This is a genomic window from Streptomyces sp. NPDC037389 (assembly GCF_040636475.1).
Classification (GTDB): Bacteria; Actinomycetota; Actinomycetes; order Streptomycetales; family Streptomycetaceae; genus Streptomyces; species Streptomyces hesseae.
The window spans coordinates 85,023-106,537 of record NZ_JBEZUS010000008.1 but is presented as its reverse complement, the minus strand read 5'-3'; the positions used below and the strand labels follow the sequence as shown (position 1 = coordinate 106,537).

17 protein-coding genes and 2 pseudogenes are annotated in these 21,515 nt (G+C 73.0%); 11 read left to right on the top strand and 8 right to left on the bottom strand.

Translation table 11 applies throughout. The annotated features are described in order from the left end of the window. Positions 1 to 24 precede the first annotated feature (24 nt). Positions 25 to 786: a lysophospholipid acyltransferase family protein gene (locus AB0E98_RS19200; protein ID WP_361703885.1), complete on the bottom strand. Its 762-nt coding sequence runs from the start codon at positions 784 to 786 to the stop codon at positions 25 to 27. 115 nt (positions 787 to 901) lie between these two features. Continuing rightward, positions 902 to 1,216: a hypothetical protein gene (locus tag AB0E98_RS19195; protein WP_361704531.1), complete on the bottom strand. Its 315-nt coding sequence runs from the start codon at positions 1,214 to 1,216 to the stop codon at positions 902 to 904. Positions 1,217 to 1,337: 121 nt separating this feature from the next. On the opposite strand from AB0E98_RS19195, the gene AB0E98_RS19190 reads away from it, so the two are divergent. Both AB0E98_RS19190 and AB0E98_RS19185 read left to right on the top strand, forming a co-directional pair. Beyond that, on the top strand, positions 1,338 to 2,696 hold the full coding sequence (locus AB0E98_RS19190; RefSeq protein ID WP_361703883.1) for a tetratricopeptide repeat protein: 1,359 nt from the start codon (positions 1,338 to 1,340) through the stop codon (positions 2,694 to 2,696). Between the two features lie 24 nt (positions 2,697 to 2,720). After that, positions 2,721 to 3,398 (top strand): (2Fe-2S)-binding protein, encoded by a 678-nt coding sequence (locus tag AB0E98_RS19185; RefSeq protein WP_361703880.1) that lies wholly within the window; start codon positions 2,721 to 2,723, stop codon positions 3,396 to 3,398. Here the strand turns inward: AB0E98_RS19185 and AB0E98_RS19180 are convergent. Next, positions 3,380 to 4,033 carry a PAS domain-containing protein gene (locus tag AB0E98_RS19180; RefSeq protein ID WP_361703878.1) on the bottom strand — a complete coding sequence of 218 codons (654 nt, stop codon included), beginning with the start codon at positions 4,031 to 4,033 and terminating at the stop codon, positions 3,380 to 3,382. The two genes, AB0E98_RS19185 and AB0E98_RS19180, sit on opposite strands and share 19 nt — an antisense overlap. A gap of 130 nt (positions 4,034 to 4,163) precedes the next feature. Between AB0E98_RS19180 and AB0E98_RS19175 the strand changes: the two genes are divergently transcribed. The 5 genes from AB0E98_RS19175 (at position 4,164) to AB0E98_RS19155 (ending at position 13,501) form a co-directional block, all read left to right on the top strand. After that, positions 4,164 to 7,370 (top strand): cytochrome P450, encoded by a 3,207-nt coding sequence (locus tag AB0E98_RS19175; RefSeq protein WP_361703876.1) that lies wholly within the window; start codon positions 4,164 to 4,166, stop codon positions 7,368 to 7,370. Positions 7,371 to 7,494: 124 nt separating this feature from the next. Continuing rightward, positions 7,495 to 8,262, top strand: a complete 768-nt coding sequence (locus AB0E98_RS19170) for a hypothetical protein (RefSeq protein ID WP_361703874.1) — start codon at positions 7,495 to 7,497, stop codon at positions 8,260 to 8,262. Between the two features lie 83 nt (positions 8,263 to 8,345). Continuing rightward, positions 8,346 to 9,371 (top strand): phosphatidylinositol-specific phospholipase C domain-containing protein, encoded by a 1,026-nt coding sequence (locus AB0E98_RS19165; protein ID WP_361703872.1) that lies wholly within the window; start codon positions 8,346 to 8,348, stop codon positions 9,369 to 9,371. A 272-nt stretch (positions 9,372 to 9,643) separates the two neighbouring features. After that, on the top strand, positions 9,644 to 11,935 hold the full coding sequence (locus tag AB0E98_RS19160) for a GH92 family glycosyl hydrolase (protein ID WP_361704499.1): 2,292 nt from the start codon (positions 9,644 to 9,646) through the stop codon (positions 11,933 to 11,935). A 123-nt stretch (positions 11,936 to 12,058) separates the two neighbouring features. Continuing rightward, positions 12,059 to 13,501 (top strand): amino acid permease, encoded by a 1,443-nt coding sequence (locus tag AB0E98_RS19155; RefSeq protein WP_361703869.1) that lies wholly within the window; start codon positions 12,059 to 12,061, stop codon positions 13,499 to 13,501. 16 nt (positions 13,502 to 13,517) lie between these two features. Here AB0E98_RS19155 and AB0E98_RS19150 read toward each other — a convergent pair whose 3' ends face one another. The 4 genes and pseudogenes from AB0E98_RS19150 to AB0E98_RS19135 all read right to left on the bottom strand — a co-directional run bounded on the left by AB0E98_RS19150 (position 13,518) and on the right by AB0E98_RS19135 (position 16,343). Beyond that, complete coding sequence (locus AB0E98_RS19150) at positions 13,518 to 14,468, bottom strand: hypothetical protein (protein WP_361703866.1); 951 nt, start codon at positions 14,466 to 14,468, stop codon at positions 13,518 to 13,520. 81 nt (positions 14,469 to 14,549) lie between these two features. Further along, positions 14,550 to 14,771: pseudogene (locus tag AB0E98_RS19145) on the bottom strand (zinc ribbon domain-containing protein); the annotation flags it as partial. After that, positions 14,761 to 15,066, bottom strand: a pseudogene (locus tag AB0E98_RS19140) (DNA-formamidopyrimidine glycosylase family protein); the annotation flags it as partial. The pseudogenes AB0E98_RS19145 and AB0E98_RS19140, both read right to left, overlap by 11 nt. A 74-nt stretch (positions 15,067 to 15,140) precedes the next feature. Continuing rightward, the gene (locus AB0E98_RS19135) at positions 15,141 to 16,343 is read right to left on the bottom strand and encodes an FAD-dependent monooxygenase (protein WP_361703865.1); all 1,203 of its coding nucleotides are present in this window, start codon (positions 16,341 to 16,343) and stop codon (positions 15,141 to 15,143) included. A 159-nt stretch (positions 16,344 to 16,502) separates the two neighbouring features. Between AB0E98_RS19135 and AB0E98_RS19130 the strand changes: the two genes are divergently transcribed. Beyond that, a complete protein-coding gene (locus AB0E98_RS19130; protein WP_361703862.1) occupies positions 16,503 to 16,751 on the top strand; it encodes an SCO4226 family nickel-binding protein in 249 nt (82 codons plus the stop codon). A gap of 42 nt (positions 16,752 to 16,793) precedes the next feature. On the opposite strand, the gene uvrA is transcribed toward AB0E98_RS19130, so the two are convergent. Beyond that, positions 16,794 to 19,202, bottom strand: a complete 2,409-nt coding sequence (gene uvrA / locus AB0E98_RS19125; protein ID WP_361703860.1) for an excinuclease ABC subunit UvrA — start codon at positions 19,200 to 19,202, stop codon at positions 16,794 to 16,796. A gap of 166 nt (positions 19,203 to 19,368) precedes the next feature. On the opposite strand from uvrA, the gene AB0E98_RS19120 reads away from it, so the two are divergent. The 3 genes from AB0E98_RS19120 to AB0E98_RS19110 all read left to right on the top strand — a co-directional run bounded on the left by AB0E98_RS19120 (position 19,369) and on the right by AB0E98_RS19110 (position 21,514). Then, a complete protein-coding gene (locus AB0E98_RS19120) occupies positions 19,369 to 20,076 on the top strand; it encodes a response regulator transcription factor (RefSeq protein WP_361703859.1) in 708 nt (235 codons plus the stop codon). After that, the gene (locus AB0E98_RS19115; RefSeq protein ID WP_361703857.1) at positions 20,069 to 21,208 is read left to right on the top strand and encodes a HAMP domain-containing sensor histidine kinase; all 1,140 of its coding nucleotides are present in this window, start codon (positions 20,069 to 20,071) and stop codon (positions 21,206 to 21,208) included. Before AB0E98_RS19120 ends, AB0E98_RS19115 begins: the two co-directional genes overlap by 8 nt. A 93-nt stretch (positions 21,209 to 21,301) precedes the next feature. After that, positions 21,302 to 21,514: a hypothetical protein gene (locus AB0E98_RS19110; RefSeq protein ID WP_361703855.1), complete on the top strand. Its 213-nt coding sequence runs from the start codon at positions 21,302 to 21,304 to the stop codon at positions 21,512 to 21,514. Position 21,515: the final 1 nt, after the last annotated feature.

The window sequence follows — 21,515 nt, the reverse complement described above, 5'->3', positions numbered from 1 at the left end:
CGGGGCGCCCTCTCGGGGCAGGGCTCAGGCCGCCGCCGAGCGGCCGACGGCCGCCTGCTCGCGACCCGGCACCGAAACGGACGCCGGGCGCGCCCCGCCGCCGTCCACGGGCCGCAGGGCCGCCCTGGCCTCGGCCGCGTACGTGTCCACGTACTCCTGCTCGGACAGTCGCCAGATCGCGTACATGATCTCGTCCGTGACTGCCCGAAGAACGGCCCGGTGGTCCTCCATCCCCTCGTACCGCGAGAAGTCCAGCGGCTCACCGAAGCGGATCGTGATCGGGACGAGGCGCGGCAGCAGTTTCCCCGTCGGCTGGGCCTCGAACGTGCCGATCATCGCGCACGGGATCACCGGCGCCCCCGACTTGAGCGCCATGGCCGCCACGCCGACCTTGCCCTTGTACAGCCGCCCGTCGTGCGAACGGGTCCCCTCGGGGTAGATGCCCAGCAGCTCACCGCCGCCCAGCACGCCCAGCCCGGTGTCGAGGGCCGCCTGCGCCGCCTCCTTGCCCGAACGGTCCACCGGGATCGCCCCGATGCCCCGGAAGAACGCCGCGATGAGCTTGCCCTTGATGCCACGACCGGTGAAGTACTCCATCTTGCCGAGAAACCGGATCCGGCGCTTCACCATCGTCGGCATCAGGAAGTGGTCGGAGAACGACAGATGGTTCCCCGCGATGATGGCCGCCCCCTGCTGCGGCAGGTGGTGAAGCCCCTCGACCTTCGGCCGGAAGACCCACCGCAACAACGGTATCAACACCACGTTCTTGAAGAAGTAGTAGAACACCCAGCAAGCCCCTTGTCCGCTTGTTCGAGCGACCAGACCCCCGCGCCGACGCAGGCTAGTCGGCTGCGGGGATCATGGGGAGAGTGACTATTCGGCCACTCTCGGTTACCGCCGGTCAGTGCGCCTGGCGCTGATGGACGCCCATGCGCTCGGCCGCGTCGCGCATCCGCCGGATGTCGCCCTGGGCCTCCGCCTCGCGCCGCTGCTCCTTGATGCGCGCGCAGACGGCGCAGCGCGGGGCGGGCGGCCCGGCGGGCCGGGCGAGCAGCTCGGCGGGCTCGGCGGCCCGGATCGCATCCCTCGGGCAATCCCATTCGATCCCGCCGCGAACGGGGCGGAGTTGGTGGATGTCCGGCCCTTCACGCCCCATCAGCTGGCCGATCCTGCCGGTGCGCGTGTCCACGACGATGTCCCCGATGCGGAAAGCCATGGCCAAGCCCTCATTTCCTGTCGCGTTCGGTGATCTTCCTTGCACACCGGGCAACCGGTTGTCAGTGGGCGGCGGTACTGTGGGCGACGGTGGCCGGACTTAAACCCTTTAAACGGGGGCCATGGGCGAGGAGTTGAGTGCCTTGACGAACCGAGAGCCGAATACGGGTCTGGTGCGGCTGCACCACGAGGCCACGTGGACGCTGCGGCAGTTCGCCCGCGAGGTCAACCGCATAGGGACCGAGCGCGGCACCCCGCTCAGGTACCAGGAGCCTTCGGTCCACCAGTGGCTGAGGGGCTACGTGCCGAAGGAGGACGTCCGTCCGCTGATCCTGGAGGCGCTCTCCCGGCGCCTCAACCGCCCGGTGACGTACGCGGAGGCGGGGTTTCCGGCGCCGTCCCGGGACGAGTCCGGCGGCGACACGGTGGAGGGGCTCGTCGACCTCGGCCGCCAGGACATGGACCCGTCCCGCCGGAGCGTGCTCGGCTACAGCCTGTTCTCGGTGGCGTTGACGGTGCCGGGTTGGCCGGATGTGGTGGGGCGGATGGAGGCCGTCCAGAACAGAATGATCGGTCGCATCGGAATGCCCGACGTGGAGATGGTCATCGCGATGACCGAGCGCGTCTCCGAGCTGGACGACCAGTTCGGTGGGCGGCACGCCCGGCCGATGGCCGCGGCGTTCCTCGTGAATACGGTCGCGCCCTATCTGAAGGCCGACGGGCCCGAATCCGTGCGCAGAGCGATGATGTCCGCCGCTTCCGACCTCTGTTATCTCACGGGATATATGGCCGTGGATGAAGGACTTCACGGTCTCGCGCAGCAGTACTACCTCAAGGCCCTGCATCTGGCAGGTGCTTCGCAAGACCATCTGACATTCTGCACGACTCTGCGGGGAATGAGCGTCCAGGCCGTCGATCTGGGGCACGGTCCGCACGCCATGCGGCTGGCCGATGCCGCCGCAGCGGCGTCCCCGCAGGCCGGGCCGCGTATGCGGGCGTTCCTCGCCGGCCAGCAGGCGCATTCCGCCGCGCAGCTCGGGGATCGCAGCACGGCGCTGATGTATCTCAAGGAAGCGGAAATCGCCATGGACAAGGCCGAGTCCCAGGCGACGACTTTCGGCTCCTACAACCCGTCGTCTCTCACCTACCATGTCGGCCAAGTCCGTTACGAACTCGGCGACCTGCGCGGGTCCATCGAAGCGTTGGAGGAGTCCGACCGGCTGCGCCATCATTCCCTCTGGCGCAATCGCGTGCGCTACCTCGCCATGCTCGCCGAGCGGCAGTGCCAGATCGGGCATCTGGAAGCCGCGTGCGACACCTGGGGCAGGGCCTTGGACATCTATCCGCTGGTGCAGTCGGGGCAATGCGACGAGCGCATGACGGAGATGCTCACCCGGATCCGTCCCCACCTCAAGAACCCCCACGCCCGCCATCTCCACGAGCGTGCCCGGCTTGCCGTGCCGGCCACGCTGAGCGCCTGACCAGGGGGAAGATAGGGTGCGGCCATGCGCCTCGACGAGCTCGCCGACGTGGGGCCGTTCTTCGCCCTGCGCACCGGCGAAGGCGGCGACGGCCTTCCACTCCTCCATGAGGAGACCGTGCGACGGCGCGTGGCGACGGTCGCCGAGCGACTCGGCACCGACGACACTCGGGTCGCCGCGTCGATCGCCTTCCAGGGCATCGCCGGGCGGCTGTTGTCCGTCGGGCTCGGTTCCGCCGTGCTGACCGGCGAGGTGCCCGACCTCGCCGCAGGCGGCCTCCGCTGGGACACCGTCCGTACCGCACCCGACGACCTGTGGCTGCCCTCCCCCGCCGAGCTACCCGGCGACAGCCTCAGCCCAGCTGTCCTGCACGGGCTGCTCGTCCCGCTGCACGACCTCATCCGCACCGTCACCCCCATCTCTTCCTCTCTCCTCTGGGGCAACGCGGGTTCCTCCCTAGCGGGCTCCCTGCGCGTCCTGCACACCTGGTGCTTCAGCCGGAACCGGGCCGAGGACGCCGCCCGGGCCGTCGCCCTCACCCGCGACCTCTTCACCGACCCGCTCCTCCGCGACACCGGCGAGCTGAGCGACAACATCGCCTTCATCCGCCGTACGTGCTGCCTCTACTACCGCGTGCCCGGCGGCGGCACGTGCGGCGACTGCGTACTACGGCACCCGCCGCGTCACTCCGCCCGGCGCTGAGCCGGCGGCCACTGCCCCGGGGCGAGGACGCCGAGGACGTACGCCTTGGCCACCAGCGCAGTACGGTTCGGTACCCGCCAGCGGCGGCTGAGGCGGGTGAGGTGGTAGTTGACGCCGTCGACGGTCAGTCCGACCGCCTTGCCGATCGCCGCCGTCGTGGCCCCGGCGGCGGCGAGTTCCAGAATCCGCGCTTCCACAGCGCTCACCTCCATCCCCGGGCCGGACGGCGTCGAGATTTCGGCTGTCCGAACGCGCAGTACGGTCAGCAGCGCCGGATACGCCGGGGACGCGTCGCCGACCGGTTCGACGACCAGCTCGCCCTCACGTCTCACCCCGTCACCGCCGGCCGCCGTCCATCGCACGTCGATGGTGTAGCGGGACCGGCGGCCCAGGCGCAGTGCCTCGGTGAGCCGGTCGAGCTGGGGGGCCGCCGTGTCGCTGGGACGGAAGAGGTCCAGGAGGTTGCGGCCGCGTACCTGTCCGGGGACGAGGCCCCATTCGGCGGCCATGGCCGGGTTGACGATGGTCACCTCGCCGTTCGCACGGCAGATGGCGATGGGGACGGGCAGCCGGTCCAGCAGCATCAGGAAGTAGTTGCGCCAGGTGAAGTACGCCTCGTGCTCCGCGCTGTTCACGGTTCCCGGTCCCCGTCCCCTCGTTCGTACGGCACTCGCCGTCGGCGCAAGAGCGACACGCCGCGAGTCACTGCACAATCATGCAGTGGCACGTACCGGCGGTTCGGCCCGGGGAGGTGACTCTGAAGTCATGACAGCGACGTCCCTCACCACCGCCATCCCCCTGGTCGACATCACCGCCGTCGGGGCCGGCGACACCCCGCTTCAGCAGATCATGCGCCTGGCCCGGCACCACGGGCCGATATTCACCCGGCGGCTGCACGACTCGGACCGGCTCTTCGTCACCTCCCTCGATCTCGTCTCCGAGCTGGCGGACGAGCAGCGGTTCACCAAGTCCGTGGGCCCGGCGCTGGAGAACGTCCGGGAGTTCACCGCCGACGGGCTGTTCACCGCCTACAACCACGAGGCGAACTGGGCGAAGGCGCACGACATCCTGATGCCCGCCTTCGCTCTGGGCTCGATGCGCGCCTACCACCCGGCCATGCTGCGCGTCGCGCGCCGGCTGATCGACTCATGGGACGAGCGGCTGGCCCTGGGGGTGCCGGTCGATGTGCCCGAAGACATGACGCGGATGACCCTCGACACCATCGGGCTCGCGGGGTTCGGCTACGACTTCGAGTCGTTCGCCCGTCCCGAGCCGCACCCGTTCGTCGGGGCGATGGTGCGCTGTCTGGACTGGGCGATGAACAAGCTGGGCCGCGATCCCGAGGGGGACTTCGCCGCCGAGGACGCGGCGTTCCGGGAGGACGCCGCGTTCCTGGCCGGTGTCGTCGACGAGGTCATCGCCGCCCGTACGGCGTCCGGTGACACCCGCACCGACGATCTGCTGGGGCTGATGCTGGGCGCCCCGCACCCGTCCGACGGGACCACCCTGGACGCCGCCAACATCCGCAACCAGGTCATCACCTTCCTGATCGCCGGGCACGAGACGACGTCCGGCGCCCTGTCGTTCGCCCTCCACCACCTCCTCAAGGACCCCGTCTCGCTGCGGCTGGCGCAGCGGGAGACGGACGAGCTGTGGGGCGACACCGAGAACCCCGAGCCGACGTTCGAGGACGTCGGTCGGCTGCGCTGGACCCGGCAGGTGCTGCTGGAGGCGCTGCGGCTGTGGCCGACGGCGGCGGCGTTCACGCGTGAGGCCCGGGAGGACACGGTGCTCGGCGGCCGCTATCCGCTGCGCGCCGGGGAGGGGGTCACCGTGCTCACGCCGATGCTGCACCGGGACCCGGTGTGGGGCGACAACCCCGAGCTGTTCGACCCCACGCGTTTCGACCCGGCCGTCGAGGCCGCTCGCTCGCCGCACGCGTACAAGCCGTTCGGCACCGGGGAACGGGCCTGCATCGGGCGGCAGTTCGCGCTGCACGAGGCGACGATGCTGCTGGGGATGCTGATCCACCGGTACCGGTTCGCCGACACCGCCGGCACCACCGGCTACCGGCTGCGGATCAAGGAGACCCTCACCCTCAAGCCGGACGGCTTCACCCTCACGCTCGTCCGCCGTACGGCCGCCGACCGGGCCGTGAACCGGGCGGCGCTGCCGACCTCGGCGCGGACGGAGGGCGTCCGCGCGGAGCCGGGCGGCGGCGACGCCACGACGCCCACCCGCGCCCGCGCCGGGACCGGTCTCCTCGTCCTGCACGGTTCCAACTACGGCACGTGCCGCGAGCTGGCCCGGGATCTCACCGACGAGGCCGCGCGGCTGGGCTTCGACGCGTCCGCCGCCCCGCTCGACGAACGCGCGGGCGAGCTGCCCACGGACACGCCCGTGGTGCTCGTCGCCGCCTCGTACAACGGCCGCCCCACCGACGACGCGGCCCGTTTCATGGAGTGGGCCGAGCGTACGGCCGGGCCGGGTGCCGCCGATGGCGTCCACTACGCCGTCCTCGGCGTCGGCGACCGCAACTGGGCCGCCACCTACCAGCGCGTTCCCACCCTCCTCGACGAGCGGCTCGCCGCGCTCGGCGGCACCCGGTTGCTGCCGCGCGCCGAGGCCGACGCGTCCGGTGATCTCACCGGTTCCGTCGAGGGCTTCACCCGTTCGCTGCTCCGGACGCTGCTGGAGCGCTACGGCGACCCGGAGAGCGCGGGGGCTGTCGCGGCCCCGCAGGACACCGACGGCCCCGCCTACGAGGTCGCCGAGGTCTCCGGCGGTCCGCTGGCCGCCCTGGCCGAGCGCCACGGGATGCTGCCGATGACCGTCACCGAGGCGTACGAGCTCACCGACCCGGCCCATCCGCGCACCAAGCGTTTCCTGCGGCTGGCGCTGCCGGAGGGGGTCGCCTACCGCACCGCCGACCATCTGGCCGTGCTGCCCGCCAACGACGCGGAGCTCGTCGCACGCGCCGCCGCGCTCTTCGGCGCGGACCTCGACACGGTCCTGTCGCTGCGGCCGCGCCGCGCCGGCCGCGACACGCTCCCCGTCGACCGCCCGCTGACCGTACGCGAACTCCTCACCCACCACCTGGAACTGGCCCAACGCCCCACAGCCCGGCAGCTGGCGACGCTGGTGGAGCGCAACCCCTGCCCGCCCGAGCGGGCCGCCCTGGAGTCCCTCTCCCCCGACGACCCTCGTACGCTCCTGGAGCTGATCGAGGACCACCCCGCCCTGCGCGGCGCCCTGGGCGCGGCGGCCCTGCCCGAGCTGCTGTCGCCGCTGCGCCCGCGTACCTACTCCATCTCCTCCTCCCCGGCCGTGGACGCCCGTCACGCCGACCTGATGGTGTCCGTGCTGGAGGCCCCGGCCCGTTCCGGCCGGGGTGTCTTCCGGGGGACGGGCTCGGGCCACCTCGCCGCGCTGCGGCCGGGCGACACGGTGCTCGCCCGCGTCCAGCCGTGCCGCGAGGCATTCCGGATCGCGGCGGACGAGCGGACGCCGGTGGTGATGGTCGCCGCCGGAACGGGACTGGCCCCCTTCCGGGGGACGATCGCCGACCGTGCCGCCCTCGCGGCGACGGGCACCGAACTCGCCCCGGCACTGCTCTACTTCGGCTGTGACGCACCGGAAGCGGACTTCCTCCACTCGGCCGAGTTCCGCGCCGCCGAGGACGCGGGAGTCGTCTCCGTACGCCCGGCGTTCAGCGAACGCCCGGAAGCGGGCGGCGGCCCGTACGTCCAGCACCGGCTCGCCGCCGAGGGCGACGAGGTCTGGTCGCTGCTGGAGGCGGGGGCGCGGGTGTACGTCTGCGGTGACGGCGCCCGTATGGCACCGGGCGTCCGGGCCGCGCTGCGCGACCTCTGCGCCCGCCGGACGGGCGCGGACGCCCGGGCCGCCGACGCGTGGCTGCGCGAGCTGACGGACGCGGGCCGGTATGTGGAGGACGTGTACGCGGCGGGGTGAGACCCGCGCGTCCGGCTCCGTCCCGAACTCCCCCGCGACGAGGCACGGTCGCAGCGGCTACGCTGCGGCCTGGGCCGCGCGGCGCGCGCGGCCGAGAGCTGCTTCACGGGGGACAGGGGGGTCGGTGAGCGGTACGACCGAGACCACGGACACGGCCACGGACACGGCCATGACCACGAGCGGGGGCCCGACCCGTATCGGCCGCCGCCGGGTACTGGCCGTCCTGGCCGGCACGGCCCTGCTGCCGGTGACGGGTTGCGGGAGCGACTCGGGGCCGCGGGCGGCGGGGCCCTCGGATCCGCCGCCCGACGGCCGGTCCGGCCCCGACGCCACAATCATGATCATCCGGCATGGGGAGAAGCCGCGCGGCGGTACGCGCGGGATGGACGAGAACGGCGAGCCGGACAAGAAGTCGCTGACGCAGCGGGGCTGGGAGCGCGCCCGGGCCCTCCCGAAGCTGTTCGCCCCCGCGGCGGGCATCTCCGGAACGGACGCCTCCGGACGGACCGCGCTGCCCCGGCCCTCCACCCTCTTCGCCGCCGCCGACTACGGCCCCAACGCGGGCTCCCGCCGCATGCGGCAGACCGTCACCCCACTGGCCGAGGAGCTCAAGCTGCCGGTCAACACCTCCTTCTCCGAGACGGAGGAGGCGAAGCTGGCCGGCGCCGCACTCATATCTCCACAGCCCGTGCTCATCTGCTGGGAGCACTCCAGGATCGCGGACATCGTCAAGGCGCTGGGCGCGGCCAAGGCGCCCGGGGTGCCGAAGTCCTGGCCGGACCGTTTCGACCTGGTCTGGGTACTGACCCGGCACGGCGGAACCTGGTCCTTCCGGTCCGTTCCACAGCACCTGCTGGACGGCGACGCGGCGGCCACCCGGCCAAGTAGGTGACTCTTCATCAGTTCCCGTACCCTACCGACCGTTCACATCGGCACATGGACGGGGACGAACGGAAGATGACCATACGCAGCGGAATGATCACGTCCGTAACGGCGGCGCTCCTGGCGCTACCGGCCGCGACGACGGACGCGGCAGCCGCGGAGCCCTCCGCCTCCGCGTCGTACGCGGCCACCACGTCCGTGGGGGTGCACAACGCCTACGAGAAGGCCAAGTACCCCTACCTCGCCGACGCCCTCGACTCCGGGGCCGCCCTCCTCGAACTGGACGTGTGGTCCAATGGCTTCGGCGGCCGCGCCTTCCGCGTCTCCCACTCCAACCCGGTCGCGAACGACAACAACTGCGAAGGCGCCACCTCCGCCGCCCGGCTCCGCACCGGCTCCCGCAACCAGCCGCTGTCAGGCTGCCTCGCCGACATCCGCGCCTGGCACGACGCCCACCCGGACCACCGGCCGGTGCTGCTCAAGGTCGAGATGAAGGACGGCTTCAACGCCAACAGCGGGCGCGGTCCGGCGGAGCTCGACGCGCTGCTGACGGCGAAGCTCGGCGACGCGCTCTACCGCCCGGGCGATCTGCTCGGCAAGCACGCGAACCTCGACGAGGCCGTACGGGCCGGCGGCTGGCCCGCGCGCTCGGCGCTCGCGGGCAAGTTCATCGTCGAGCTCATCCCCGGCACGGTCGAGGAGCGCAACCCGGCGGACCGGCTGTGGACCGACCGCGAGTACGCCACGCACCTGCGTGACCTGGCCGCCGCGGGGCGGATCGGGTCGGCCGCGGCGTTTCCGGCGGTGCACGGAGCCGTGGTGGGCGACCCTCGGTCGCGCTATGCCGATCCTTCCGTCCGGCCGTGGTTCGTCCTCTTCGACGGGGACGCGAGCGCGTATGTGAGCGGCGGGATCGACACGGGGTGGTACGACAGCCGGCACTATCTCGTCGTGATGACGGATGCGCACAAGGTTTCGCCGGGGATTGACGGCACTCGGCCTACCGAGGCGCAGGCGGGGGAGCGGGTTGCGCTCATGGCGCGGGCGCATGCCAGTTTTGCCACCGCCGACTGGTATCCGCTGCCGCGGGTGCTTTCCACGGTGGTGTCGCGCGGCTGACCGCCGGTGGGTTTTCCGCGCCTTCGGCGCGGGATTTCGCCCACCCTCCCCCAGCTACCGCTGGGAGGTGCCCCCACTCCGCCCCACCCCGCCCCGGCCCACCACCCACACCGTCACCCGATCGGCCTGTCCGGAACACCACGCCCACCATCCGCCGCATCCTTGACTCCCCCACCCGCCCACGCGAGCCTCGGCGCTGACACCACTGTCACCTGAGGGGTCGTGGGCGTATGAGGCGTCGTAGGAGAGTATGGGTGCTCGCCTTGGCGGCGATGCTGGGTGCCACCGCCGCCGCTCCCGCCGGGCCACCGGCGACGGCCCCCGACGGCGACCTCACCGGCCTCGTCAATCCTTTCATCGGCACCGAGAACGAAGGCAACACCTTCCCCGGCGCCGCCGTGCCCTTCGGCATGGTGCAGCTCTCCCCCGACACCGGTCACAACACCGGCTACGACTACAAGGACCACCACATCCGTGGCTTCAGCACGGTCCACCTCTCAGGCGTCGGCTGCCGCATCGGCGGCGACCTCCCCGTGCTGCCGACCACGGGCGAGGTGGCACAGACGGACAACGCCCGCTACGCCGCCGAGTTCAGCCACCGGGACGAGACGGCCCGCCCGGGCTACTACCGGGTGCGGCTCGGCTCGTACGGCGGGATCACCGCCGAGCTGACGGCCACCGCCCGCACCGGACGGCAGCGCTACACGTTCCCCGCGACCGAGCAGGCGAACGTCCTGCTCAACGCGGGCCAGTCGCTGCACCGGACGGTCTCCAGCTCCGTCCAGGTCGTCGACAGCCGCACGGTGCGCACCACCGTCACCGGACGCGGCTTCTGCCAGGACACCCGCCCGTACACCGTGTACACGGTCACCCGCTTCGACCGTCCGTTCCACTCCTACGGGACCTGGAAGGACGACCGGGTGACAAAGGGCTCGCGGTCCTCGTCCGCGGCCACCGGCCGCAACGGCGCGTGGGTGCGCTTCGACACCACCGACGACCGGGAGGTGGAGGCCACCACGGCGATCAGCTATGTGGACGCGGCGGGCGCGGAGCGCAATCTGCGCGCGGAGGAGGACGACTTCGACCGTACGGCGGACGCGGCGCAGGAGGCGTGGGAGCGACGGCTGCGGGACGTCGAGACCCAGGGCGGCACCCGGACGCTGCGCCGCACCTTCTACTCCTCCCTCTACCGCTCCTTCCTCTCCCCCAACATCGGCAGCGACACGGACGGCCGCTACACCGGCTGGGACCAGAAAACGCACCGCACGCGGGGCTTCACCTACTACCAGAACTGGTCCCTGTGGGACACCTACCGCACACAAGCCCAGCTACTGGCCCTGCTCGCTCCCCGCGAGGCGCGGGACATGGCCCTGTCGGTACTACGCGTCGACGCCGAGGGCGGCTGGCTGCCGAAGTGGGGCTACGGGACGGTCGAGACGAACATCATGACCGGTGACCCGGTGACGCCGTACCTCACCAACGCCTTCCACCACGGGCTGCTGTCGGGCCACGAGGAGGAGGCGTACCGCGTGCTCAAGAGGAACGCGGACGGGGTGCCTCCGCCCACGAACCCGGCGGTCGGCCGGGAGGGCAACGCCCAGTACCTCAAGAACGGTTACGTCCCGTACCTGCCGGACCGGGCGCGGAGCAAGCCGGGGGACTCGGACTTCCACGAGGGCGCCTCGGCGACGCTGGAGTACGCGCTGGCCGACGGGGCGCTGGCGAGGATGGCGCGGGCCCTGGGGCATCGCGAGGACGCGCGGCGCTACACGGCCCGTTCCCGCAACTACCGCACCCTCTACGACCGGGAAACGGGCTTCTTCCGGCCGCGCGGGGCCGACGGGGCGTTCGCGGGGTCGGCCGACCCGGCGAAGAGCCCGGGCTTCCACGAGGGCACGGCCTGGCAGTACCAGTGGCTGGTGCCGCAGGACCTGCCGGGGCTGGTGGAGCTGATCGGCGGCAAGGACAAGGCGGACCGGCGGCTGGACTCCTTCTTCGCCTACGACAAGCTGCTGGCCGACCCGGCGCGCACCGCCCGCGAGGTGTGGGTGAACGGCCCGTACGACTACTACAACGCCGACAAGTACAACCCGCAGAACGAGCCGGACCTCATCGCGCCGTACACGTATCTGTCCACCGGGCGGCCGTGGAAGACGACGGACGTGGTGCACGCCGCGCTGACGCTCTTCACGGACACGCCGGACGGGATGACGGGCAACGACGACCTGGGGACGATGTCGGCGTGGATGGTGTTGTCGGCCATCGGGGTGTATCCGGTGCAGCCGGGGGCGGATGTGTGGGGCCTGAGCACACCGGTGTTCGAGCGGGTGGAGCTGCGGCTGGACCGGCGCTGGTATCCGAAGGGGCGGTTCACGGTGAGCGCGCCGGGCACCTCGCACACGGACCGGTATGTGCGCTCGGTGCGGCTGGACGGGGAGGCGTACGACCGGACGTATGTGACGACGCAGGCGATTCGCGAGGGCGGGCAGCTGGACTTCCGGGTCGGGCCGCGGCCCGGTGACTGGGGCACGGGCACGGCGGCGGTGCCGCCCGCCATCGGCTGACCCATCGGCTGATACCCGGGGCCGGTGCGGGGCGGCGGCTTCCTTCGGCGCCCGCGCTCGGCCATGATGACGGCGATTCGCCCGAGGGGCGAGCCGCCCCCGGGCCGACGAGAGGACGAGGCTATGGCCGGGCTCGGGATGGGGCGCGGTGTGCTGCGCCGCAAGCCGATCGAGACGATCGAGGAGGCGGAGGAAGCGGAGGCGCACGGCGAGCGGCTGTCCCGGACCCTGGGGTTGTGGCAGCTGACCGCGATCGGCGTCGGCGGCATCATCGGCGCGGGCATCTTCAGTCTGGCGGGCACCATCGCCAACGGTGTGGCGGGCCCGGCCGTGCTGGTCTCGTTCCTGATCGCGGGTGTCGCGAGCGCGGCGGCGGCGTTCTCGTACGCGGAGTTCGCGGGGCTCATCCCCCGGGCGGGCTCGGCCTATACGTACGGTTACGCGGTCCTGGGCGAGCTGGGCGGCTGGTTCATCGGCTGGGACCTGCTGCTGGAGTACACGGCGATCGTGGCGGTCGTGGCCATCGGCATCTCGGGGTACATCAACTTCCTGCTCGGGGAGACGAACGCCCAGTTGCCCGCCTGGATGCTGGGGGCGCCGGGGACGGGGCACGGGCACCGGGTGGACCTGTTCGCGATGGTGCTGTGCCTGCTGATCGCCTATCTGCTGACCTTGGGCATCAAGAACGCGGCCCGGTTCGAGACCGTGGTGGTGGGCCTGAAGATCATCGTGGTGCTGCTGGTGGTCGTCGTGGGGTTCTTTCACATCAAGAGCGCCAACTACCACCCCTTCTTCCCGTTCGGGCTGAGCGGCGCGTTCACGGGCGCGGCCACGGTCTTCTTCGCGGTCTTCGGCTATGACGCGATGTCCACGGCGGCCGAGGAGTCCAAGGACGCGCAGCGCCACATGCCGAGGGCGATCATGTACTCGCTGGCGATCTCGATGGTGCTGTACGTGCTGGCCTGCCTGGTGCTGACGGGCATGCAGAACTACAAGGACATCGACAAGGCGAGCGGTTTCTCCACGGCCTTCAAGTCGGTCGGGCTGGAAGGGATCGCGGACGTGATCGCGGTGGGCGCGATCATCGGCATTCTCACGGTGATGTTCACCTTCATGCTGGGAGTGACCCGGGTCTGGTTCGCGATGAGCCGGGACGGGCTGCTGCCGAAGTGGTTCGCGCACACCCACCCGACGCGGCACGTACCGACGCGGGTGACGTGGATCGTGGGCGGCGCCTCGGCGCTGATCGCGGGGCTGGTCCCGATCGGCGAGGCGGCGGAGCTCACCAACATCGGCATCCTGCTGGCCTTCGCGGTGGTGTGCACGGCGGTGATCGTGCTCCGCTACAAGCGGCCGGACCTGCCGCGCTCCTTCCGCTGCCCGGGAATGCCGGTGGTGCCGGCGATCGGGGTGGCGGCGTCGATCTGGCTGATCACCTATCTGGCGTGGCAGACGTGGGTGCGGTTCGCGGTGTGGTTCGTGATCGGGCTGGCGGTGTACTTCAGCTACTCGTACAAGCACTCGGAGCTGGCCCACGCGGACGAGCGCGGGATTCCGCAGGAGTAGCGGGAGCCGGTCTGCCTCATACGGGCTCCGACGCGGGGGCGCCGCCACGCCGGCCGCCCGGGGCCGACAGACCGACCGCCGCGGTGAGCAGGACCACCACGGTGCCGGCCGTGAGGAACGCGCCCGCAGGGGAGGCGTCGACGAGCGGCGGGAGAAGGAGTATCGCGGACACGGTGCCCGCGCGTGTGGCGGTGTGTTCGACGGCCATCAGCCGCAGTCGTTCCGCCGGTGGGTACGTCCCCAGGCGCGCCCGCATCGTGACGGTCCCCACGGGCACCGCCAGTCCCGACAGCAGGCACAGCGATCCCAGCGCCAGGTCGGAACGCGCCGCCGCCATACTGGCGGTCGCCAGGCCGTCGACCGCCCAGGCGGCGCAGCAGACGGCGAGCCAGGCGCGCGGCCGCAGGCCGCCGGCGACGGGGTTGCCGATGAGCGCGCCGATGCCGGAGACGGCGGTGATCAGCCCGTAGGCGCCCGCGCGGGTGTCGTGCCCGTGGGCGAGCAGCGCGGGCAGCCCGATGGTCGTCGCGGCGACGCACAGTGGCAGGGCGCCGTGCACTCCGATCGCCAGGCCGATGTCGGGCCGTTCCCGTACCAGCGCGGTGACGCGCACGGCCCGGCTCTGCTCGGCGGGGGCACGGCCGGGCGGCGGCGGCAGACGCCGGGCCATGCCGCCGAGCGCCGCCGCGGAGACGGCGAACGCGGCGCCCACGCAGGTGAAGAGCTCGCTCTTGGAGATCACCAGCAGCAGCGCACACACGCAGGCGTGCCCGGTGGTACGGGCCACGCGGCTGGTGAGGTCGAACAGCCCGGTGAGGGACTGGATCTGCCCGGCCCGTCCGAGACCGGGCACCAGCGCCTCGAAGTTCGGGTCGAAGAGCGCCCCGAGCACCCCGAGAACGCATACGCCGCCCAGCACGACGGCCGTGCCCCGGGCGTCGGGCGACCAGACGAACGGCAGGGCCACGGCGACGCCCGCGCGCAGCGCGTCGACCGCGCACAGCGCTCCTTGACATCCTCCGCCCCGTGAACGGGGCGGAATCCCATCTCAGGCCGCGTGCGGCTTGGTGGGTGATTGGCGCTTCACGGACCAGGTATCCCCGAGGTCTCCACGTCCTGACACCGCCTGCCCGGCGGCGTGATCTATGTTGCTGCTCGCGTTGGTGTCCGCGTTCGCCTCGAACCCGCAGCCGTCCGCCTTGCAGACGAAGCGGGCCTGCGTCTCCCGACTGCCGGGGGTGATGAACCCGCAGGCCGAGCAGCGCCAGCGGCCCCTTGCCGGGGCGCGGCGGCGCGGCGGGGAGCGTGTCGTACCAGCGCAGCCAGCCCGCGCGGGCCAGGTGGAGGACGAGGTGGGGGCCGTGGCCGCCGTCGCCGGTGGCCACGGCGAGGAACTTGCCGTACCGGCGCACGGCCGTGACCGTGCGGCCCTCCAGGGCGGACGGCGGCGGGTCGTAGGTCTTCAGGACGCTCACCGCGACCGGCAGGACCCGCTCGACCGTACGGCCGACGAGGCTCTCGGTGAGGAAGCCCGCGAGGGCCTCGACCTCGGGCAGCTCCGGGATGGGTCCAGTCTGCCGCGACTTGCCTGGTCGGCAACTCCGCGACGGCCCGTGCCGGGCGGTGGGGCCGCGCCGCGTCAGTGGACCGGCGCGGCCCAGTCGATGCGGTAGCCGGTGAGCCAGTCGCGGACCGGGCGCCCGGACCTGGCCAGCCTGCGCTCCACCTCGGCGTCGCGGGCGCGCCGCTCCTCGGCGGTCACCGGTCTGCGGCGGGCGAGGGAGGCGCTCAGGGCGACGACGCGCTCGACGCGCTCGCGCCGCAGCCGCTCGTACCCGGCGAACGCCCGCCCCGTGCCCGGCAGGTCGCGCAGGCAGCGGGCGAGGACCACGCCGTCCTCGATGGCGAGGGAGGCGCCCTGGGCGGCGTTGGGCGCGGTGGCGTGGGCGGCGTCGCCGATGAGGACGGTCCGTTCGTCGTGCCACACGGGCGTGCTGGGCAGGTCGTAGCAGTTGACGCCCACGACGTCGTCGCCGGTGGCGGCCGCGATGGCGGCGGCTGGGGTGCCGTCGGCGGCGAAGACCTCCTCGACCCGGCGGCGCCACCCGCCGGGGGTGGCGGCGGCGAGAAAGGCCCGGGGCAGCTCCGGCCCGGGGACGTTGGCGAACCAGAAGGTGCTGCCGTCCGGGACCGTGGTGCAGCCGAAGAAGCCGCCCCGCCCGTAGTACATGCGGTAGGTGCGCGGCGGGGCCGGTTCGGCGCCGCCGACGGTGGTGCGGGGCCCGGTGCGCCCGGAGACGGAGAACTGGCCGGTGTGACGGGGCGGTGGCGAGGCCGGGTCGAGAAGGGCGCGGACCCGGGAGCGGATGCCGTCGGCGCCGATCACCAGGGAGCCCTCGGCGTGGGTGCCGTCCGCGAAGGACGCCACCATCCGGCCGCGGGAGCGGGTGGTGAGGCCGACGAGCCGCTTGCCCTGCTCGACGCGGATGCCCCGGCGGGCCGCCTCCTCCCGCAGCACCCGGCAGAGCACGGCCCGGGGGACGGTACGGGGGCTCAGCCCGGCCTCGCCCGAGCCGGACATGGGCCGCCGGCCGAGGAGCCGGCCGGTCTCGCTGTAGGACTCGACCGTGTCGGCCGCGCAGGAGACCGCGCGGACGGGCTCGTCGGCGCCGATGGCGCGCAGGGCCGCGAGCCCGTTGGCGAAGAGGGTGAGGAACGAGCCGGACGGCCCGGCTCCGGCCGGGACCGCCTCGTAGACGGTCGCGTCGAGGCCGGCCCGGCACAGGGCCATCGCGGCCACCGGTCCGGCGACGCCACCACCGATGATCAGGGCATGGGCCATGGTCCGGTTCCGTCCCCCCACGTCGCGTCCGTTCGAACATGCGACTAGAACGTGCCTGTGACTAGGACGAAACCAGACGGGGTGGAAGGCGTCCAGAGCGCGTGGCCCGCGTCCGGCGCATGATGAGAGAGAACCCCGGCACGAGGGAGGTGCTGGCACATGACGAAGTTCATGGACGTCCACCACGGGATGAAGGGCATCACCGAGGAGCAGCTCGCGGCCGCCCACCGCGCCGACCAGGCGATCGAGCGGGAGGAGGGCGTGCGCTTCGAGAAGGCGTGGGCGGACCCGGAATCCGGGACGGTCTTCTGCCTCTCCGAGGCGCCCTCGGCGGACGCGGTCAAGCGCGTCCACGAGCGGGCGGGCCATCCGGTCTCCGAGGTCCACGCCCTGCCGTACTCGGTCTGACGGTTCCCGGTCGGCTTCCCGGCCCGCGGAAACCGCGCCGCCTCAGGCGGCGCGGCTAGCCAGGGCGGCGGCGAGATACCGCGCGGTGGCGCTCCCGGCGGCCCGCGCCACCTGTCCGGGGGTGCCGGCGGCGACGATCCGGCCGCCCTCCGCTCCCCCGCCGGGCCCGAGGTCCACGACGTGGTCGGCGCCGGCCACCACGGCCATGTCGTGCTCGACGACCACCACCGAATGGCCCGCGTCCACCAGGCCGTGCAGCTGACGCAGCAGCACCTCGGTGTCGGCGGGGTGCAGCCCGGTCGTCGGCTCGTCCAGGACGTACAGGGTGTGGCCACGGTGGGCGCGCTGGAGTTCGGCGGCGAGCTTGATGCGCTGCGCCTCGCCGCCGGACAGCTCGGTCGCGGGCTGGCCGAGCCGCAGATAGCCCAGGCCGACGTCCTGGAGGGTGCGCAGGCCGCGCACGGCGGCCGGCACGTCGGCGAGGAACCCGGCGGCCGCGTCGACGGTCATGTCGAGGACGTCCGCGATGGTGGCGCCCCGGTGGGTGACCTCCAGCGTCTCGGGGTTGTAGCGGGCGCCGTGGCACGCGGTGCACGGCGTATAGGTGCCGGGCAGGAACAGCAGCTCGACGGCGACGAACCCCTCGCCCTGGCAGACCTCGCAGCGCCCCGCGACGACGTTGAAGGAGAACCGCCCGGCGGTGTAGCCACGGGCCCGGGCCTCGTCGGTGGCCGCGAAGACCTTGCGGACGGCGTCGAACAGCCCGGTGTAGGTGGCGAGGTTGGAGCGCGGGGTGCGACCGATGGGCTTCTGGTCGACGCGTACGAGCCGGCTGACGGCCTCCAGCCCGTCGGCCCTCCCGGCCGGTCCGCCAACGGGTTCCGTGCCGTCGAGGTGCGCGGCGACGGTCCCCGCCAGCGCCTGGCCGACGAGCGTCGACTTGCCCGAGCCGGACACGCCCGTGACGGCCGTGAAGACGCCGAGCGGGAAGTCCACGTCGAGGTCGCGGAGGTTGTGCCGGTTCACCCCGCGCAGCCGCAGCGCGCCGGACGGCTCCCGGGGCGTCCGGGCGGGAGCGGGGGCGGCCTCGGGGAAGACGAACCGGCGGGTCGCCGACCCGGGTACGTCCGCGAGCCCCTCGACGGGCCCGCTGTAGAGCACCTGCCCGCCGTGCTCGCCGGCCCGGGGGCCGACGTCGACGATCCAGTCGGCGCGGCGCACGACGTCCATGTGGTGCTCGACGACGAACAGCGAGTTGCCCGCCGCCTTCAGCCGGTCCAGCACGGTCAGCAGGGCGGCGCTGTCGGCGGGGTGCAGCCCGGCGGACGGCTCGTCCAGGACGTACACCACCCCGAACAGCCCCGAGCGCAGCTGGGTGGCGAGCCGCAGCCGCTGGAGCTCGCCGGCGGAGAGGGTGGGGGTGGGGCGGTCGGTGCTGAGGTAGCCGAGGCCGAGCTCGGTGAGCACCTCGATACGGGCGATCAGGTCGCGGGCGAGGGCGGCGGCCACGCCGTCGCCCTCGCGGGCCGGGCGCAGCGTCTCCGCCAACGCGGCCAGCGGCAGGGCGGCGAGCCCGGCGATGTCCCGCCCGGCGAAGGTGACGGCGAGCGCCTCGGGGCGCAGCCGCCGCCCCGCGCAGGCCGGGCAGTCCGCGCTCACCAGGTGCCGCTCGGCGCGGGCCCGCAGGGCGGCGCTCTTGGAGTCGGCGAAGGTGTGGAGGACATAGCGGCGGGCGCTCATGTACGTGCCCTTGTAGGGCCGCTGGATGCGCTCGGCCTCCCGGACGGGGTGCACGGTGACGACGGGCTGCTCGTCGGTGAAGAGGATCCAGTCGCGGTCGGCCCGCGGCAGCTCGCGCCAGGGCCGGTCGATGTCGTGGCCCAGCGTGTCGAGGATGTCCCGCAGATTCTTGCCCTGCCAGGCGCCGGGCCAGGCGGCGATGGCGCCGTCGCGGACGGACAGCGACGGGTCGGGGACGAGGGAGTCCTCGGTGACGGTGTGGACCCGGCCCAGGCCATGGCACTCGGGGCACGCGCCGGCGGGCGTGTTCGGCGAGAAGGCGTCGGAGTCGAGCCGCCCGGCGCCCTCGGGGTAGGTCCCGGCACGGGAGAAGAGCATGCGCAGGGAGTTGGAGAGCGTGGTGACCGTGCCGACGGAGGACCGCGAGGTCGGCGCGGAGCGCCGCTGCTCCAGCGCGACGGCGGGCGGCAGCCCGCTGACCTCCTCCACCTTCGGCGCGCCGACCTGGTGGATCAGCCGGCGGGCGTAGGGGGCGACGGACTCGAAGTACCGCCGCTGGGCCTCGGCGTACAGGGTCCCGAAGGCGAGCGAGCTCTTGCCGGATCCGGAGACACCGGTGAAGACGACGAGGGCATCGCGGGGGATGTCGACGTCGACGCCTTTGAGGTTGTGCGTCTTCGCTCCGCGGACGCGAACGTGGGGGTCGTGCATCAGCCCGATACTAGGCGCTCCGCGGGAGGTGAGGCGCGTCATCCGCGGGCCGGTGGCGGCTGGTCGCGCCCACGCGGCGGCAGCCGCATGCCGATGCTGCCCCGCGCCCCTTCGGGGCGCGGACCCGCACCGCACGCCGCCTCCCGCATGCTGCGAAGCTGACCGCATGCACCACATCCTCGTCGTCGACGACGACCCCACCGTCGCCGAGGTCGTCACCGGCTACCTGCAGAAGGCGGGCCACACCGTCACCAGTGTCGAAGACGGCCCCACCGCACTGGCCGAGGCCGCCGCGGCCCGCCCCGACCTCGTCGTCCTCGACCTCATGCTCCCCGGCGGCCTGGACGGCCTGGAGGTCTGCCGCCGCCTGCGCGAGGCGCACGACCGGCTCCCGGTCATCATGCTCACGGCCCGCGGCGACGAGGAGGACCGCGTCCTGGGCCTGGAAGTCGGCGCGGACGACTACGTCACCAAGCCGTTCAGCCCCCGCGAGCTCGTCCTCCGCGTGGAGTCCGTCCTCCGCCGTACCCGTGCGGCGGCGCCCGCGAGCGCCCCGCCGCTGCGGGCCGCCGGGCTGGCCCTGGACACCATGGGCCGCCGCGCCACCCGGAACGGCACCGACCTCGCCCTCACCCTCCGCGAGTTCGACCTGCTCGCCTTCCTCCTGCGCCATCCAGGGCGCGCCTGCACCCGCGAGGAGTTGATGCGCGAGGTGTGGGGCTGGGACTTCGGGGACGTGTCGACGGTGACCGTGCACGTACGCCGGCTGCGCGCCAAGATCGAGGACGACCCGGCGAATCCCGCGCTGATCCGGACCGTATGGGGCGTCGGCTACCGCTTCGAGGAGCCCGGGGAGGCGGCCGGGAATGGGTGACACGCTGCTCATCGCCCTGTTCGCGTTCCTCGGCGCGGCCGCCGCCGGGCTGCTGGGCGCGCTGGCGCTGCGGCTCCTGCGCCACCGGTCGGTGACGGTCTCCCTCGCCGTGGTGGCCGCCGTGTCGGTGACCGCGATGCTGGCCGGGACGCTGGCCGTGGCCCAGGCGATGTTCCTGTCCGCGCACGACCTGACGGTCGTGACGACGGTGTGCGCGATGGCCGCCGTGGTCTCGCTCGCCACGGCCCTGCTGCTCGGCCGCTGGGTGGTGGCCCGTAGCGCCGCGCTGACCCGCGCGGCCCGGTCCCTCGGCGGGGGCGGCACCTTCGCCGCCCCCGGCGGCGGCGCCACGGCGGAACTCGACGCGCTGTCCCGGGAGCTCGCCGCCACCAGCGCCAAACTCGCCGAGTCCCGGGAGCGCGAACGCGCCCTCGACGCCTCGCGGCGCGAACTGGTGGCCTGGATCTCCCACGACCTGCGCACCCCGCTGGCCGGGCTGCGCGCCATGTCCGAGGCCCTGGAGGACGGCGTCGCCGAGGACCCCGCGCGCTACCACCGGCAGATCCGCACCGAGGTCGACCGGATCGACACCATGGTGGGCGATCTCTTCGAGCTCTCCCGCATCCACGCCGGCGTTCTGCCGCTGCGCCCGAGCCGGATGTCGGTGTACGACCTGGTGGACGAGGCCCTGGCGGGCGCCGGGCCGCTGGCGCGCGAGCACGGGGTGCGGCTGGTGGGGGACGGTGTGGACGCCGCGCCGGTGGAGGTGGACGGCAAGGAGATGACCCGGGTCCTGGGGAACCTCCTGGTGAACGCGATCCGGCGGACCCCGCCCGACGGCACGGTCGCGGTGGCCGCGCGGCGCGAGGCGGACGCGGTGGTGGTGTCGGTGACGGACGGCTGCGGCGGCATCCCGGAGGAGGATCTGCCCCGGGTCTTCGAGACGGGCTGGCGGGGCTCGGCGGCCCGGACCCGGCCGGGGGGCGCGGGGCTGGGCCTGGCGATCGTCCGTGGCATCGTCGAGGCCCACGCGGGCCGGGCGTCGGTCCACAACGTGCCCGGCGGCTGCCGGTTCGAGGTGACGCTCCCGACGGCCGTCAGCGCGGGGGCCGCGCCACCCCGTGAAGGGTGATCACGGCCCAACACGCTGACGTGATCAGGGGTCGTGCGTCACGATGCACCCGCCGGCAGAGCGAGCAGCGACGACCGTGGAGCGGGATGGCCCATGTCCGACACCGGAGCCGAGTCAGATGTCGACGCCGACCCCCTGCGCAGGATCGCCGCGGCGATCGAGCGGGAGTGGGATCCCTCGGCCCGGACGTGCCTGACCTGCGGCGGGCCGGCCCTGGTGGTGGTGCGGGAGGAGCCGGCCGGGAGCAGCCCCCCGGTGATCAGCGCCCGGAAGGCGTGCGCGGACCAGGGCTGCGAACGCCCCTGAT

Coding starts and splice junctions, on each gene's coding strand:
- AB0E98_RS19185 (WP_361703880.1), top strand. CDS start 2,721: ATGCGCCTCGACGAGCTCGCCGACGTGGGGCCGTTCTTCGCCCTGCGC.
- AB0E98_RS19135 (WP_361703865.1), bottom strand. CDS start 16,343: ATGGCCCATGCCCTGATCATCGGTGGTGGCGTCGCCGGACCGGTGGCC.
- AB0E98_RS19120 (WP_361703859.1), top strand. CDS start 19,369: ATGCACCACATCCTCGTCGTCGACGACGACCCCACCGTCGCCGAGGTC.
- AB0E98_RS19175 (WP_361703876.1), top strand. CDS start 4,164: ATGACAGCGACGTCCCTCACCACCGCCATCCCCCTGGTCGACATCACC.
- AB0E98_RS19115 (WP_361703857.1), top strand. CDS start 20,069: ATGGGTGACACGCTGCTCATCGCCCTGTTCGCGTTCCTCGGCGCGGCC.
- uvrA (WP_361703860.1), bottom strand. CDS start 19,202: ATGCACGACCCCCACGTTCGCGTCCGCGGAGCGAAGACGCACAACCTC.
- AB0E98_RS19110 (WP_361703855.1), top strand. CDS start 21,302: ATGTCCGACACCGGAGCCGAGTCAGATGTCGACGCCGACCCCCTGCGC.
- AB0E98_RS19165 (WP_361703872.1), top strand. CDS start 8,346: ATGATCACGTCCGTAACGGCGGCGCTCCTGGCGCTACCGGCCGCGACG.
- AB0E98_RS19130 (WP_361703862.1), top strand. CDS start 16,503: ATGACGAAGTTCATGGACGTCCACCACGGGATGAAGGGCATCACCGAG.
- AB0E98_RS19195 (WP_361704531.1), bottom strand. CDS start 1,216: ATGGCTTTCCGCATCGGGGACATCGTCGTGGACACGCGCACCGGCAGG.
- AB0E98_RS19160 (WP_361704499.1), top strand. CDS start 9,644: ATGCTGGGTGCCACCGCCGCCGCTCCCGCCGGGCCACCGGCGACGGCC.
- AB0E98_RS19190 (WP_361703883.1), top strand. CDS start 1,338: ATGGGCGAGGAGTTGAGTGCCTTGACGAACCGAGAGCCGAATACGGGT.
- AB0E98_RS19155 (WP_361703869.1), top strand. CDS start 12,059: ATGGCCGGGCTCGGGATGGGGCGCGGTGTGCTGCGCCGCAAGCCGATC.